Genomic DNA, 16,781 nt, shown 5'->3' on the forward strand with positions numbered 1-16,781 from the left:
CGACACTCCTTTTTTATTCAGTGATCAGTTATTGTAAAGCCCTGCGGCCTGATTGACTATACTTATATTATAATCTATTTACCATACAAATGTCAATAACAAGTAGTTTACAAAATCACCATTTCACTCAAAAAGCATATAAGGTAAGCCTGAATGCCAAAAAACTCCCCCATGCATAGTGCATAGGGGAGATATGAGCTTGTTGTGCAGGAATTACTGCTGGCTGAATATTGCGAGCCTGCTTGTGTATTCCTCGCAGCCGTACTTGCCGATGAACTTTGTGATGTTCGAGTTTAAAGACATCTCGTGAACGAGAAGCTGCATCTCTGCGCCGTCGCCGTATACACGGTGAACGAAAGCGAACATATTCGAGAGCATCTGGCTGCCCTGATTGGTGTACATATTGACTCTGTTGATGATAGCATCGAACTCTGACTGGATAATAGCTATCTGCTCGTTCTTGTCTCTTGCCTCGTTTGTTGTTCTGTCCATGTATCTTGCAAGAGAAGCAAGTATCCAGTGCTGTATCCTCTTGTCCTTAACGGAGATGATACGAGCCTTTACAGCCTTGTCAACTTTCTTTCTCAGCTCCATGATATGCTCTGAGAGCACCTGTCTGTTGGAGAAGCCTGCGTTTATCTTGGAAACAACGTCCTGAAGCATAGGCATGATGATGTTTGACATCTTCTCTGTCATGAGGGAGTTGATTATCATTTCAGCTGTTGTGCTTGCGAGCTGGTTGATGAGTATGTGCTTTTCATACTCGCCTGCCATTCTTGCAGCTTCCATTATCTGAGTAGTGGTGTTGCCGCTGAGAATGTCGTTTACCTTGTACTTTTCCTTTATCTCGTTGTATCTGCAATAGTGCTCATAGAAGCTCTGGTTGATGTCGTGCTTCTGAACGTACTGCGAGATGAGGAACAGGTCAACAGGTGTGCCGTTCTTTTCATACAGCTGCATCATTTCCGACATATCTTCCCAGCCACGTCCGGTAACGAACTGTCTGTCGCTCTTGTCAGTAGGAACAACATAGAAGTACTCGGGGTAGAAGTCAAGATATGTAGTTATAGAGTTATGTATGCCTCTGGAGAATGCATACTCTTTCCATATCGGGTAATCAGGCTCTATCTCGACTTTCTTAAGACGGTCGAGAGTAGCGATATCGAACTCGGTAACGGCGTCATTGTACTCAGGCGGGTTACCTGCTGTGGTAACGACCCAGCCCTCGGGGATCTGATCCTTACCGAAGATCTTGTACTGCAGGAACTGGAGCATCATAGGTGCTATACCACGATCCACGCAGTTGATCTCATCGAGGAACAGGATACCTTCACGGATACCTGTTTCTTCCATTGTCTGATAGATGTTCGAGATGATCTCGGACATTGTCGTTTCGGAAACGGTAACGTCCTTACCTACGAAGTTACGCTCGAGGGTGATAGACTTACCGATAGCTGTTTCTCTTGTCTGGTGGGTCATAGCGTAGGAAACGAGATTTATCTGCATATCCTGTGCAACCTGCTCCATGATAGCTGTTTTACCAAGACCCGGAGCACCCAGAAGGAATACAGGGCGCTGCTTTTCAATGCTTATGAGATATTCGCCGTATTCGTCCTTCATAAGGTAGGACTTGATGGCATTTTCGATCTGATCCTTAGCCGCTTTTATGTTCATACAAAGGCTCCTTACTATACAGTTTTAGTGGAAATAAACTCCTAACATTTATTATACACTATTAATAATTTGTTGTCAACAACCGAAATACATTTTATCACCCTGCACAAATAGTTTGATGAATTATTTAGCAATTTAAACAGAAATAACGATACTATCTGTTATCAGGACAAAAAAAGTGCGGCACACGGCCGCACATGGTTGTTGTTTATCGAATTATCAGAGCTTTGCCCTGTCCTTTGCACGCTGGGTGTTGCTGAGAGTCTTTTTTCTGATGCGTATGTTCTTGGGAGTTACCTCCAGGAGCTCGTCATCAGCCAGGAACTCTAAGCTGTCCTCTAAGCTGAGCACTCTCGGCGGAATGAGCCTGAGCGCATCGTCACTGCCGCTTGCACGGGTGTTGGTAAGGTGCTTTTTCTTGCACACGTTTACTACCAGATCCTCCTGCTTGGGGGAAGCACCCACTACCATGCCCTCGTAAACAGGTGTGCCTGCCTTGATGAAAAGCTCGCCTCTTTCCTGTGCGTTGTAAAGGCCGTAGGTTACAGCCTCGCCTGTTTCAAATGCCACGAGCGAGCCGGTAGCACGCTTTGGGATATCGCCCTTGTAGGGCTGGTAGCTGTCAAACACGCTTGACATGATGCCCTCACCCTTGGTGTCGGTCAAAAACTCGCTCTTGTAGCCGAACAGGCCTCTTGCCGGGATAAGGAATTCAAGTCTCATTCTGCTGCCTACAGGAGCCATCTGTGTAAGCTCGCCCTTGCGTGCGCCGAGCTTTTCCATAACGGAGCCTACGCAGTCCTCAGGAACGTCTATAACAAGCCTCTCGATAGGCTCGTTTAATTTACCCTCTATCTCTCTGTAAAGCACACGGGGTGTGGAAACGCCGAGCTCGTAGCCCTCACGGCGCATATTCTCTATAAGGATAGACAGGTGCATCTCGCCTCTGCCTGCGACCCTGAAAGAGTCGGTAGAATCCGTCTCGGAAACACGCAGTGATACGTCCTTTAACAGCTCCTTGAAAAGCCTGTCACGCAGGTGGCGTGATGTTACGAACTTGCCCTCTCTGCCTGCGAAGGGAGAGTCGTTAACCGAGAAGGTCATCTCGACTGTCGGCTCGGATATCTTTACAAAAGGCACAGCCTCAAACTCGCCGAAGTTGCATATCGTGTCGCCTATGGTTATGTCCTCGATACCGCTTATGCAGACGATGTCGCCGGCTCTTGCACTGTCGCAGGGCACACGCTTAAGACCCTCTATCTGGTAGATAGTAACTATCTTTCCTCTGTACTGCTTCTTTGTTTCGTGATAGTCGCCTACGGTGACCTCCTGGTTTACCTTTATCTCGCCACGCTCTACTCTGCCGATAGCTATCCTGCCGACATATTCGTTGTAGTCGATGGAGGAAACGAGCATCTGCATAGAGCCCTCTGTGTCTACCTCAGGTGCGGGGATATAGGAAAGGATCTGGTCAAAGAGGGGCACCATGTCTGTTCCCGGCTCATTGGGTGACATGGAAGCTGTGCCGTCTCTGCCCGAGCAGTAGAGAATGGGGGATTCGAGCTGCTCCTCGCTTGCATCAAGGTCTAAAAGGAGCTCGAGCACCTCGTCGCCAACCTCGTCAAGTCTTGCATCGGGACGGTCTATCTTATTTACTACAACTATTATCTTGTGACCCATTTCAAGTGCTTTCTGGAGCACGAAGCGTGTCTGCGGCATAGGGCCTTCAGCTGCATCAACGAGCAGTATAACGCCGTTTACCATTTTGAGTACACGCTCTACCTCGCCGCCGAAGTCAGCATGGCCGGGGGTGTCTATCACATTTATCTTTACGTCCTTGTAGAATATCGAGGTGTTCTTTGCAAGAATGGTTATACCTCTCTCACGCTCGATGTCATTTGAGTCCATTACTCTGTCGTTTACTACCTGGTTCTCTCTGAATGTGCCGCTCTGCTTTAACATTTCATCAACGAGCGTTGTCTTGCCGTGGTCAACGTGAGCGATTATAGCTACGTTCCTTAAGTCTTCTCTTACCATTTACTTTCTCGTCCTTCCGTATAAAGGCAATACCGCACGATCACCGGCTATTGCCTTAGCCTCAAATTGTCCTATATACTATTAAAAACACCGAAAAATATTATAATGCTTTTTAACCAAAATGTCAAGGCGAGATTTATTTATTTTTCACAAAGTTCAAACTTTTTCAACAAATGCGCCGGGCGGCTGCTAACTGTCCAAAAAAATGCATTGACAAATCCGGAACTTATGGTATAATACACTTGAAGATAAAAAACAAAACAAACGTTCCTATACGAAAAGGAGATGTTATTTATGGGTATGAAGCATATAATGATAGACTGCCGTTCATCGCTCGCATATGATGAGAGCATACACGCATCGGACGAGGTGCGCCCTGCGATAAAGGTCACAACAAAGGCCGAGATACTGAAAAAGAAGCAGCAGCTTAGAGGTGAGAGGATATTCTCACTTAGCGCTGCAGGTGCGATAGTCGCCTGCGACGGCGTGATATTTGCGCTGATACTGAAAATAGGGCAGCTCATAGGCTTGCAGACGGGGTCGTTCGCGGCAGCAGGGTGCTATCTTTCGGCGATGAGCTTTCTGACGCTGATATTCCTTGAAAGCGCCGGCAGGCAGAAGCATTCAGGGCTTATTGACGGTATGGCGCATATCTGGCGTGTGATAACTCTCGTCTGTGCCGTGACCCTCGTGGCCTACAGCGCCCTGCGCTCGCCTGACTCGGGCGGCAGCATAATCGTGGTGTCTCTCATAGGCGTGGTGCTGCGCCGTTATCTTAAAAACTGACCTCTCGTGAAAAGTTTTATTCAGACTGACCGCTCTGACCGGGCTTGCTCCCGACAGGGCGGCTTGTCATATCACTGCACAGACGGGCATAGTATTTGTCAGGATATATTTTGGCGTTTGCCTTGACTAACCTGCTGCGTGTGTGCTACAATATAGCTTGTACGGGGGAGTAGCAGGCTGCATACCGCAGCAGCAAGGACCGACATACCGGCGTATCATTCGCCCGGCTTGCTTTGAATTGTAAGACCTGTACACAGCGTAAGCTCCGGTGTCAGAGGGCTTTTGTTTGCTGTGTGCAGCTTTTTTGTGTCACAGCATTGTGCTGTGATTTTTTATTTGGAGGAGTTTATTTTGGGAGTTGTATTTATTCTCAACAGCCTGCTGCTTGGCGTGGGACTTGCTATGGACGCTTTTTCGGTGTCGCTTGCAAACGGGCTCAGCGAGCCGAATATGCGGCGCTTCAAGGAGACGGCTATAGCAGGGGCGTTTGCTTTCTTTCAGGGGCTTATGCCTATGACCGGCTGGATATGCGTAAAGACGGTCGTGAGCTACTTTACAAAGCTGCAAAAGGCGGTGCCGTGGATAGCACTCGTGCTGCTGCTCTATATCGGCGGCAGCCTGCTTATAGAGGGCATCAAGGGCGGCAGCGAGGAGGACAAGGTGACACGCCTGACCCCGAAGGCGCTGCTTATCCAGTCGATAGCGACATCTATCGATGCGCTGTCGGTGGGCTTTACTATCGCAGGCTACAGCTTTGCATCGGCAATAGTGTGCGCTCTGCTGATAGCGGCAGTCACGTTTATCATATGCGCTGTCGGGCTTAAGATAGGCAAGCGTGTCGGCATGAAATTCTCCGGCAAGGCATCTATTCTCGGCGGAATTATCCTCATCGGCATTGGCATCGAGATATTCGTCACCGGCATTTTCTGATATGATTTTTTATGTCCCCGGGCGCTTTTGCGTCCGGGGACAATTGTTATCGAATTGTTAAAAAAGAAACGATATGAAGATTATTACATAAATGTAAAATATTATTATCAAACTGCGAAAAGCAATACAACTTTTTGCGTAAAGAAAAATTCTTTACAGTTCCTAAAATCACATAGATACGCTGCTTGCGAGCATTGCCACACCGGAAACCGCACTTTTTGAAAACGTTTGAAATTCAACACTTTACACTATAACAGTGCCAGTTGCATATACAAACTGCACAAATGGTCACTTGAAAAATCTATAAATATGATAGCATGAAATTTCATAAATGCCTTGAAAGACTTTTATAATTATGGTATAATATACTTGTAGTATTCTGAGTATTACCCCTATAGAATTATGCGCTTAACAAATACACAGAATGTTATAAGTCTAATTTTGGAAAGGAATGAGGTTATGAAAAAACCTCTCGGCAAGCGAATTACCGGCTTTCTGGCTGCGGCCGCTCTTGCAGTCACGACTATCGGTGCTTCGTTTGTTACGCCTCTGACGGCTAAGGCGGCAACATGGCGCAATGCACTTATCACTGTCTATGATGCCGAGGGCAAACAGAAGGCACTGGCAAATGATCCTGAGAGCAATTATTATGCTGTCGGGCTCGTTACCAATGGAGTCGGGTCAACACCTAAGAAGGACGCAAGCGGTGTCTGGACCAACGTTGTCGGCTGGTCCATGAAGCAGTTCCACCCTGAGGATCTTTATTCCGGTCAGCTGGGACAGAACGCATCGGACACAGTATGGGAATCATCGACTGACTGGGTAGAGTTCCCCTACAATTCGTTCTACGCTTTCGGCGAAGACGGCTCGACAAAGTATCCGTTCAGCTTCAATTCGGATACACAGACATTTACGCTCCGTGTATACCGCACGATTGACGCAAGCACAACACTTGATACCCTTGCTGATTGTATGGACACCAGCAAGGCGAGAGACTCTATCCCCGGATACAGGTTCGCATCTGATAACGACAAGTACCCCGGCTGGAAATCTAGCGACACTACAAAGCTCGCTATCATAGAGTATAACACGACCTATGACGTTGAGCTTGAAGCAGACGGCCAGACAGGCATCACTCAGAGCGACAATGTTTACCTCAGAGTAGAAGCAAAGCATGGGAGCGGCAACGCTCACTACTATGTTCAGAAGCTCGATGATGCTGCTATCGCATCCGGCAAGATCTCAGTTCAGACTGCAAGCGGTGCTACATGGTATGACATCAACGGCAATGAGGATACTCATGAGCGCATAAGCGGTAATGAGACATTGACTGCTTCGATCGTAAAGTGCACAAACGATAATCCCGTTATCTCAAATGTTACCAAGCTCGAGTCTTGTGCAACTTTTGCAGAGGGCGAGATCGTAAAAGGCAATAAGGTGAGCTACGCAAAGCAGATCAAGGAAGAAGACGATAAGAGTAATCTTACCGAGATCACTGACAAGATCACATTCAAGAAGGTCGATGCTCAGAACGATCACAACTTTGAATCAATTCTCGGCGGTGCTCTGAACTTCGGTATAACTGCTGACAGATTCCAGCAGAACAACCACCTTGAAACAAACTTCGCAGTAAACTACTACGATCCTTCGGGCGATGCAGTTGACCCTGATGAATCGGGCGACTTCTCCGGCAACTTCTACATCTCAAAGTTCGTAGATTTCCCCGCAGGCGAAACAACGATATCTGACAAGACCCCTGCACTTGATGATACAACTGATGCAGGCAAGATATTCGTTGGTACAAAATACTGCAAGAATCCTCCTATACTTCATCTTGACAGCTATAACAGGATAAAGGATGATAGAACGGATGTGGCTGTAGTCGTTGAGGATCCTGCTGCTATGTCAAACAGCGTTATGGAGCCCAACATAGCTTACATGAAGAATATGTCGGCTGAGCTTGCTGCACATACTCCGAATGTAACACCTCTGCTCGTGAGCGGTTCACTTGCTATCGTAGATACAACAAACTATGCTGATGATGCAACTATCTACATAGACGGCGACCTGCTCGCACCGTATGCAGCAAAGGCAGGCGGCCTTAAGCTCAGGTTCAAGGAAGACCAGACACTCGTATTCAACGTAAAGGATACTGATAAGATAACATTAGGCCAGTATAACTACACCGTTGTTACAAAGGACGGCGATGAGATAACAACAGATTCTGCATCGGAATCATTCGTAAATTCCAATACAGAGGGCAGCAAGAACTATCTTCACAATCTCTACGCTACAAGAAGCGTTGTCTGGAACCTCGCTTCTGCTACAGATATCAGATTTGAGAATACAACAGGTATATTCCTTATCCCCCAGGAAAACTCAGTTGCAGATATAGCTACAACATCTTCCGGCTGGATAGTTTCTGACGGCTTCGTCAAGAACACCGGCGGTGAGTGGCATTTCCTCTACAGCGGTCTTTCCGGTTCTGTAACAAACCTTAACGTATCCAAGACGGATATCACAGGTGAGCATGAGGTAGACGGCGCTACACTCAGGATACTTGATGAAAACGGCAACGTTGTTCACGAGTGGGTATCTGAGTCCAAGCTCGATAAGACTACAAACAAGCTCGACAATACTCAGAAGCTCGTTTTAGTTCCCGGCAAGTATTCACTTGTTGAGACAGGCGATGAGATAGAGTATAACGGCGAGACTTATAAGGTAGTATCATCAAAGGTGGACTTTGAGATAGTTGACAGCACTACTACAGCTTATACATACAATCCTGAGACAGGAAAGTATGAGGAGACGACCGTTAAGGGCGCTAAGGTAGTCATCGACGAGAACTCCAAGAACAACAAGGAAGCCTTCACCGAGGATACGGAGAACGGCTACTTTGAAAAGGTGAATGCAAACACCATTAAGGTCTGCGACGCTGAAAAGAGCGACGTTGAGGAGCTTTCGGTAAGTATCTCCAAGGTAGATATCGCAGACGGCAAGGAAGTTGCAGGCGCAACTATACAGATACTCGATGCAGACGGCGAGGTAGTCGAGAGCTGGACTTCCGGCACAAAGGCTCATAAGATAACAGGCCTTACAGCAGGTGCTAAGTACACTCTCCGTGAGACTGTAGCTCCTGACGGCTACACAGTAGCAACAGAGACAACTTTCTCGGTAAGCGAGACCGGCAAGGTAACAACTACCGGCACTGTAACAGATAAGGGCGTTATCCTTGTTGAGGACGCTAAGACATCTGTCAAGATATCCAAGGTAGATATCGCAGACGGCAAGGAAGTTGCAGGCGCAACCATACAGATACTCGATGCAGACGGCAGGGTAGTCGAGAGCTGGACTTCCGGCACAAAGGCTCATGAGATAACCGGTCTTAAGACAGGCGTTACATACACTCTCCGTGAGACAGTAGCTCCTGACGGCTATACCGTAGCTACAGACACGACATTCTCTATCAGCGAGACAGGTAAGGTAACATCTACCGGCTCTGTAACAGCAGACGGTGTTCTCCTTGTTGAGGACGCAAAGACATCTGTAAAGATATCCAAGGTGGATATAGCTGACGGCAATGAGCTCGAAGGCGCACATATCCAGATACTCGACGCAGAAGGCAATGTAGTTGAGGAATGGGATTCCACAACCGAGGCTCACGAGATAAAGGGCCTTAAGACCGGTGTTGAGTACACACTCCGTGAGACAGTAGCTCCCGAGGGCTATGCAATAGCTTCCGAGACAGTCTTCACACTTGATAAGAACGGCAAGGTAACATCTTCCGGTACAGTAACTGAAGACGGCGCTTTACTTATCGAAGATGCAAAGACATCTGTAACAGTATCCAAGGTGGATATAGCTGACGGCGCTGAGCTCGAAGGCGCACATATCCAGATACTCGACGCAGAAGGCAATGTAGTTGAGGAATGGGATTCCACAACTGAGGCTCACGAGATAAAGGGCCTTAAGACCGGTGTTGAGTACACACTCCGTGAGACAGTTGCTCCCGAGGGCTATGCAATAGCTTCCGAGACAGTCTTCACACTTGATAAGAACGGCAAGGTAACATCTACAGGCACAGTTACAGAGGGCGGCGTGCTTCTCGTTGAAGACGCAATGACATCTGTAAAGGTATCCAAGGTAGATATTGCAAGCGGCGATGAGGTAGAGGGCGCTCATATCCAGATACTCGAGGGCGAGAAAGTAGTTGAGGAATGGGATTCCACAACTGAGGCTCACGAGATAAAGGGTCTTAAGACAGGAGTTACATACACTCTCCGTGAGACAGTAGCTCCTAAGGGCTATAAGACAGCTTCCGATACGACCTTTGTTATCGACAGCAACGGCAAGGTAACATCTACAGCAACTATCAACAAGGACGGCATTATCCTCGTTGAAGATGCAGCAACAGATGAGACAGTTGTCACAGTTTCCAAGAAGGAAATAAACGGCAAGGACGAGCTTGAAGGCGCAGAGCTGACAATTACCGACAAGGAAACAGGCGACGTTGTAAAGACATGGACTTCCGGCAAGAGCGCTGTAAAGATAGCTCTTAAGGACGGTACTTATACTCTTGAGGAGACCGGCGGCGAATTCAAGATAGGCAACAAGACCTATAAGGTAACTGATTCCACAGTTGAGTTTACAGTAGAGGACGGCAAGGTAACATCTTCTAAGGTGACAGAGGGTACAATAGGCAAGATAACAGTTGACGGTACAAACATCACAGTAGAGGACGCATTCGAGGAATCACAGGATACAGAGCTTACAATTTCCAAGAAGGAAATAAACGGCAAGGACGAGCTTGCAGGTGCAGAGCTTACCATAAAGGATAAGAGCACAGGCAAGGTTGTTAAGACCTGGACTTCCGGCAAGACAGCTGAGAAGGTAACACTTTCTGACGGCACATACACCCTTGAAGAAACAGGCGGCGAGTTCACTGTCGGCAACAAGACCTACAAGGTAACAGATTCGACAGTTGAATTCACGGTTGAAAACGGCAAGGTAACATCTTCTAAGGTGACTGAGGGTACTATCGGCAAGATAACAGTTGACGGTACAAACATCACAGTAGAGGACGCATTCGAGGAATCACAGGATACTGAGCTTACAATTTCCAAGAAGGAAATAAACGGCAAGGACGAGCTTGCAGGTGCAGAGCTTACCATAAAGGATAAGAGCACGGGTAAGGTTGTAAAGACCTGGACTTCCGGCAAGACAGCTGAGAAGGTAACACTCTCCGACGGCACATACACTCTTGAAGAAACAGGCGGCGAGTTCACTGTCGGCAACAAGACCTATAAGGTTACAGACTCTACAGTTGAGTTTACAGTAGAGGACGGCAAGGTAACATCTTCTAAGGTGACAGAGGGTACTATCGGCAAGATAACAGTTGATGGTACAAACATCACAGTTGAAGACGCATTCGAGGAGTCACAGGATACCGAGCTTACAATTTCCAAGAAGGAAATAAACGGCAAGGACGAGCTTGCAGGTGCAGAGCTTACCATAAAGGATAAGAGCACAGGCAAGGTCGTTAAGACCTGGACATCCGGCAAGACAGCTGAGAAGGTAACACTTTCTGACGGCACATACACCCTTGAAGAAACAGGCGGCGAGTTCACTGTCGGCAACAAGACCTATAAGGTAACTGATTCGACAGTTGAATTCACGGTTGAAAACGGCAAGGTAACATCTTCTAAGGTGACAGAGGGTACAATAGGCAAGATAACTGTTGACGGTACAAACATCACAGTAGAGGACGCATTTGAGGAAAAGCAGGATACCGAGCTTACAATTTCCAAGAAGGAAATAAACGGCAAGGACGAGCTTGCAGGTGCAGAGCTTACCATAAAGGATAAGAGCACAGGAAAGGTTGTTAAGACCTGGACATCCGGCAAGACAGCCGAGAAGGTAACACTTTCTGACGGCACATACACCCTTGAAGAAACAGGCGGCGAGTTTACTGTCGGCAACAAGACCTATAAGGTAACTGATTCGACAGTTGAATTCACGGTTGAAAACGGCAAGGTAACATCTTCTAAGGTGACAGAGGGTACAATAGGCAAGATAACTGTTGACGGTACAAACATCACAGTAGAGGACGCATTCGAGGAGCAGAAGTCTGACGACGAGAAGAAGGACGAAGAGGACGAGAAGAAGGACGACGAGAAGTCCGATGATGAGAAGTCTGACGACGAGAAGAAGGACGAAGAACAGTCCGACGACGAGAAGAAGGACGAAGAACAGTCCGACGACGAGAAGAAGGACGACGAGCAGTCTGACGACGAGAAGAAGGACGACGAGCAGTCTGACGACGAGAAGAAGGACGACGAGCAGTCTGACGACGAGAAGAAGGACGACGAGCAGTCTGACGACGAGAAGAAGGACGACGAGCAGCAGTCTGAGGAAGACGAGCAGCAGGACGAAGAGCAGCAGTCTGAGGAAGACGAGCAGCAGGACGAAGAGCAGCAGTCTGAGGAAGACGAGCAGCAGGACGAGGAACAGCAGTCTGAAGAAGATGAAAAGCAGGACGAGGACGAGAAGTCTGAGGACGAAGAAAAGCAGACTGATGAAGACTCTGACAGCGATTCCGATTCTCAGGACGACAGCCAGTCCGGCAACGGCGGTGCTAAGACCAACGACAGCTCGACAAGTGACGGCAACGATAATGACAGCGACCAGACCGGCAACGGCGGTGCTTCCACCAACAACCCGACAACGGGTGCTGGTTCGGCATTACCGGCAGCTATGGCACTTGCCTGCGGCGCAGTTATAATCTTCAAAAAGAGGAAAGATGACTGATCCTGAATAGTTTAACGGATCCCCCTCACGGTGAGGGGGATCTTTTTTGGGCTTTTTCATGCCGGAGAATGCGCACAGCTGCCTGTATTTTCCGGGCGCTTTAGATGCAGGCAAATGTAATAATCTGAAACCATTTTCTTAACAAAAAGTACATTGACAACAGGCGTTTGGTATGTTATAATCACATTAGTAAATTTGCATATATGAGATTGATTTGAATTGTACATTTTGACGGAGAGGAAGATGAGCATGAAAAGATTATTCAAGACCCTGTTATGCACTGCCATGATCGCTGCAGCGGCCGTTACGACACACATCACAGCATTCGCTAAAGATGTAAAAATTGACGTCAGCGATGCCAAAAAAGCAGGCGCCAATGAACAGAGTGTCTCAATCGACAAGGATGAGTTCGATCTGAGAAGACTTTCCAAGAGAAGCGTGATAAAGGTCGCTTTTGAAACTGATGAATTTGACGAGGCATATCCTCCCATTCAGATGACGATCCAGAGCTGGGACAATGACACTTCGCCCAACGTTGATGAAAAAGGCGGTGTGTGGGCAAAAATTGCGCCCGCTGAGTTTGCGGAAACTACTGCTAAATTCACATATGATGATATAGTAAAGGCTTACGGTACGAGCGATCTTTCGCAGGTAAACAAGATAATGATAGGTACGCCTGAAGATACAGCTCCTGCGATCGTAAAGGCAGTGGAGATCACCGAATGTAAGGGTGAGCTGGGCTTTTCAGACTTGACTATCGACTGCTCAGAGGCAGTGGAGGCCTCGCAGGTCAATCCGAGCTTCATCTTGAACTATGAAGCCTTTGACACCACAAGAATGACCAAGGACAGCCGTATAATCGTGTCATACACCACAGATGGTGACGAGAGCAAGCTCACAAAGCCTCCTGTGTCGATAATAATGCAGGGCGTAGACTCAAATTCGCCCTACGCAGATGAAAACGGCGGCACATGGCTCACGGTTGACCCGGCAAGCTGCAATGACGGCCGTGCTATTTTCAAGTATCAGGATATGGTCGAGGTATATGGAACAGCTGAGTTCTCAAAGGTAGACAACCTGCGCTTTATCCCTAACGGCGAGGCTTCGCTTAAGGTCGAAACAGTAGAGATAACCGACTGTATGCCCGAGGAAAACGGCACACACGCTTCGGCAGCAGACGACAGCTCGACAGCAGAAGAATCAAAGCCCGACGACAGCTCCGAGGCAGCAGCTGCAACAGAGAGCAGCGACAACAGCGACAAGGAGAGCGGTTCAAGCGTTACGATGGTCGTTATAGGCGTTATCGCAGGTGTCGTGCTTGCTATAGTTGTAGTGTTCATAATACTCACAAAGCAGAGCAGCCAGGAATACGATATTGACAAGAGAAGAATGGTATCAAAGAAAAAGCCCAAGAACAAGGCAAAGTGGTAGATCATAAAGAGCAGTAAGGAAACTTACTGCTCTTTTTTTGCGGTGATATACTGCACAAAAAAGCCATAGCATCTTAACATTAGATGCTATGGCTTGAAGTTTTGTTTGTCTGATGTGCCGTATCAGGCATCAAAGCCGCCACGGTTGAAGAACAGCTCTCTTATTGCAAGGGCGCAGCCCGAAAGGAAGCGGTGCTTGTCCTCGATTATCGAAAGCTCTATCTTAGATGCAACGCTGTCGCCTGCCATTCTCTTTACAGTTGCGATAAGGTGTGCAAACTCTTCCTCAGAGATGTTGAACTTGTGAAGCACGAGCTTCTGGGGGTTGGTCGAGAAGAAGAGGTTGTTGAGCAGAACGGCAGTAAGCTCATTGACCGATTCATAGATAGCTAAAACGCCCTTGTCGCCCTTTGCCTTTGCGCTCATTATGTTGCTGAGAGTTACCTTGGCAGGATCGCCCTCGCAGATATCGTAGAGTATAGGTGTGTTCTCCTTTGAGAAAACCTTTCTTGCCTTGAAGATGATAGCGTGAGGAGTTATCTCATTCTCTGCACAGCCACGTCTGCCGCACTTGCATACTTCTTCAGACTGCGGGTCAATGATCATCTTGTCTACGAAGTCAGTTCTGTTATCGTAGGATATGATAGGGTCATTGAGGTTTGTGACTACGAAGTTGAGGTTCGAGCCGTACTGCAAGAAAGCGATATTGTGCCTGTCAGGATCTTTGGACTTCTGGAAGTCGATGTTGGCCATTGATGTGCCCTTTACCGAGTTATCGAAAACGAGCGGCAGGGTAGTATAGCCGTGAACGTACTCCTCAGCCTTTGCATAGTCAGGCTCACCGTTTATCACGTCGATGCCGAGCCTTGAATACATAGTCGGGAATATGCCAAAGCCTATGCCTAAGATATTCTCAGTCTTAAGGCAGTTGTCTGCCAGGACCTCCTGAACGGAAGTCTTGATGTATTCAAATATCGTTTCCTTCGGAGTCTTTGAGTCGATAGGAAGATTTCTCTTGTCGAGCACAGCGCCCGAAAGAGTCGAAAGGCCGACGCTTACAACGTCCTCCTCGATAGTTACGCCAAGAGCGAACTTATAGTGATGATTGATGTCTATAAGTATCTTCTTTCTGCCACGGGGCGCTTTTTCCGTTGTGTGCTTGTATTCGCCTATCTCGGCGATGATGCCCTGCTCTATCATCTCATTGGTGATGATAGTTACTGCTGCCCTTGTAAGCTCCAGAGTGCCTGCTATATCTATTCTTGATGTAGGGCCTCTTTGCTTTAAGATCTTCAGGACCTGCATTCTGTTTCTGCGCTTGAGATCAAGTTTACTGATTCCGTGCTGCTCCATTTGCTCTTAAACCTCCACATTGATTATTAGTTGTTTGTTACGGTCTTATCCAAAATAAAAGGCGTGCCCGAAAAGAACACGCCTTACAAAGCCTATGGTGCTTTTTACTAAAAAGACGTTGCCTTTCAAGTAAAAAGTATAACAATTAAATATTACGCCGTTATGAACAAACAACCAAAAATATATTTCTTTAATTAATGTTTACATTTGCTTAACAAACGGAGTCCGAAATCAAACAAAATTGCTCTCGTCGATGTCGTCTTCTATCTCCTCGCCGTTAAGTATAGCCTTGAGCTTTTCAACTTCCTCCTCGGTAAGTGTCACGCCCTTGCCCATTCTTGCGTGGTCGGGGCTCCATTCTCTGATGTCGAACTTGGGCTCACGGTCGTTCCAGCTGACCATGTTTATCTCCTTTGTCCAGCCCTTTGCATTCTCAGAGAGGATACCGAGCTCTTTTGTGATCTCATACTTTAATTCTGCCATTGTGATCTACTCCTTAAAAAAATGATTATAGCAATTCTCTATATGATTATTATAACCCATATCGGCACATAATGCAAGGGCTTTTTTTCAATTATTTATCGTTAGTTTAAAGTGACGGCAGAATGTGACACGGTGTGCCGTGTTCAGGCCTAAGATTTGGGAAAAAAGATTGAAAATCTGCACAGTTTATTTGCTATATGATAATTGAGATTGTAGGAAAAAACAAAATTATTCGTAAATCGTTGACATTCATATTTTTTTATGATAAACTCTTTTGTGATAAAGGTTGTTAAAAAAATAGCAGCCACGGCCGAGAACGCTGAACGTAGATCCTCAGCTCCCCGGTTGATTTGAAAGGAGTTAATATATTATGACTAAGAAAATTATTGCAGCAGTACTTGCAGCAGCAACAATGCTCACATTCGCTTCTTGTGGTGACAGCTCTTCGAGCAGCAGCAAGGCAGATTCTTCTTCTGCAGCAGCTTCCAGCAGCGCAGCAGAGTCTTCTTCCGCAGCAGACAGCGCAGCAGACAGCGCAGCAGACAGCGCAGCAGACAGCACAGAGGAGAGCACAGCAGACAGCACAGAGGAGAGCACAACAGAAGGCGGCGAGGCTACAGGTGATGCTTCCGCAGTAGTAGGTGCTTGGACGATCACTTCCGTTCAGGGCGCTGACGGCACAGAGGTTTCTATCGAGGATTTCGCAGCTGCTAACGGTATGGACGCTGCAGCAGTAAGCGGTACTGTTGTTTGCGCTGAGGACGGCACTTCTGTAACATACAAGGGTGACGGCAGCGTTGAGCAGGGCACATACACATTCGACGGTACAAACGGTACATCAACTGATGCAAACGGCACTACAGAGACATTCACTATCGAAGGCGACAAGATGTATGTTTCTTCTGAGGGCGTAGATGCTAAGATGGTTTGCGTAAAGAACGATGCTTTTGAGGCTCCTGCTGCTGAGGGCGGCGAGGAAGCTGCTGAAGGCGGCGAAGAGGCTGCTGAGAGCGCTGAGGAAGGCGCAGAGGAAGGCGCTGAGGAAGCTACAGAGGAAGCAGCTGAGTAATTTACAGCCTGACTTTTTAGTACGCTGAATAAATAATAAAGACGGTAACGGAAAATTCCGCTGCCGTCTTTTTCTATATCCGGGCATTATAATAACCCCGGCATGTGCGCAGGTAATGGCTTGGCGTTGCATTGCCGAAAATTATGCACGGGGGTCATTATCCTTATATTAGGGCAACACCGCACAAAGACCGCCTGAAGGCTTTGTGCGGT

9 protein-coding genes are annotated in these 16,781 nt (G+C 47.4%); 5 read left to right on the forward strand and 4 right to left on the reverse strand.

Translation table 11 applies throughout. The features are described from left to right. Positions 1–213 precede the first annotated feature (213 nt). The gene (locus CD05_RS19180) at positions 214–1,674 is read right to left on the reverse strand and encodes a MoxR family ATPase (RefSeq protein WP_051589090.1); all 1,461 of its coding nucleotides are present in this window, start codon (positions 1,672–1,674) and stop codon (positions 214–216) included. A gap of 219 nt (positions 1,675–1,893) precedes the next feature. Next, positions 1,894–3,711 (reverse strand): translational GTPase TypA, encoded by a 1,818-nt coding sequence (gene typA / locus CD05_RS0116355; protein WP_028511387.1) that lies wholly within the window; start codon positions 3,709–3,711, stop codon positions 1,894–1,896. Between the two features lie 294 nt (positions 3,712–4,005). On the opposite strand from typA, the gene CD05_RS0116360 reads away from it, so the two are divergent. The 4 genes from CD05_RS0116360 to CD05_RS0116375 all read left to right on the forward strand — a co-directional run bounded on the left by CD05_RS0116360 (position 4,006) and on the right by CD05_RS0116375 (position 13,665). Next, entirely contained in the window at positions 4,006–4,497 is a 492-nt protein-coding gene (locus CD05_RS0116360) for a hypothetical protein (RefSeq protein ID WP_028511388.1), read from the forward strand. A gap of 351 nt (positions 4,498–4,848) precedes the next feature. After that, complete coding sequence (locus tag CD05_RS0116365; protein WP_347495379.1) at positions 4,849–5,427, forward strand: manganese efflux pump; 579 nt, start codon at positions 4,849–4,851, stop codon at positions 5,425–5,427. 459 nt (positions 5,428–5,886) lie between these two features. After that, positions 5,887–12,234: a SpaA isopeptide-forming pilin-related protein gene (locus CD05_RS0116370; RefSeq protein WP_028511390.1), complete on the forward strand. Its 6,348-nt coding sequence runs from the start codon at positions 5,887–5,889 to the stop codon at positions 12,232–12,234. 249 nt (positions 12,235–12,483) lie between these two features. Continuing rightward, a complete protein-coding gene (locus CD05_RS0116375; RefSeq protein ID WP_028511391.1) occupies positions 12,484–13,665 on the forward strand; it encodes a hypothetical protein in 1,182 nt (393 codons plus the stop codon). 122 nt (positions 13,666–13,787) lie between these two features. Here CD05_RS0116375 and CD05_RS0116380 read toward each other — a convergent pair whose 3' ends face one another. Further along, positions 13,788–15,017: an ROK family protein gene (locus CD05_RS0116380; RefSeq protein WP_028511392.1), complete on the reverse strand. Its 1,230-nt coding sequence runs from the start codon at positions 15,015–15,017 to the stop codon at positions 13,788–13,790. Positions 15,018–15,248: 231 nt separating this feature from the next. Then, complete coding sequence (locus CD05_RS0116385; protein ID WP_028511393.1) at positions 15,249–15,500, reverse strand: PC4/YdbC family ssDNA-binding protein; 252 nt, start codon at positions 15,498–15,500, stop codon at positions 15,249–15,251. Between the two features lie 370 nt (positions 15,501–15,870). Between CD05_RS0116385 and CD05_RS0116390 the strand changes: the two genes are divergently transcribed. Then, a complete protein-coding gene (locus CD05_RS0116390) occupies positions 15,871–16,569 on the forward strand; it encodes a hypothetical protein (RefSeq protein ID WP_028511394.1) in 699 nt (232 codons plus the stop codon). The last annotated feature ends 212 nt before the right edge of the window (positions 16,570–16,781 follow it).

This window comes from Ruminococcus sp. NK3A76, from assembly GCF_000686125.1.
GTDB lineage: Bacteria > Bacillota > Clostridia > Oscillospirales > Ruminococcaceae > NK3A76.

Bases quoted from the DNA above. Each gene is read 5' to 3' on its own strand.
- CD05_RS19180 (WP_051589090.1), bottom strand. From the start codon at position 1,674: ATGAACATAAAAGCGGCTAAGGATCAGATCGAAAATGCCATCAAGTCC.
- typA (WP_028511387.1), bottom strand. From the start codon at position 3,711: ATGGTAAGAGAAGACTTAAGGAACGTAGCTATAATCGCTCACGTTGAC.
- CD05_RS0116360 (WP_028511388.1), top strand. From the start codon at position 4,006: ATGGGTATGAAGCATATAATGATAGACTGCCGTTCATCGCTCGCATAT.
- CD05_RS0116370 (WP_028511390.1), top strand. From the start codon at position 5,887: ATGAAAAAACCTCTCGGCAAGCGAATTACCGGCTTTCTGGCTGCGGCC.
- CD05_RS0116375 (WP_028511391.1), top strand. From the start codon at position 12,484: ATGAAAAGATTATTCAAGACCCTGTTATGCACTGCCATGATCGCTGCA.
- CD05_RS0116380 (WP_028511392.1), bottom strand. From the start codon at position 15,017: ATGGAGCAGCACGGAATCAGTAAACTTGATCTCAAGCGCAGAAACAGA.
- CD05_RS0116385 (WP_028511393.1), bottom strand. From the start codon at position 15,500: ATGGCAGAATTAAAGTATGAGATCACAAAAGAGCTCGGTATCCTCTCT.
- CD05_RS0116390 (WP_028511394.1), top strand. From the start codon at position 15,871: ATGACTAAGAAAATTATTGCAGCAGTACTTGCAGCAGCAACAATGCTC.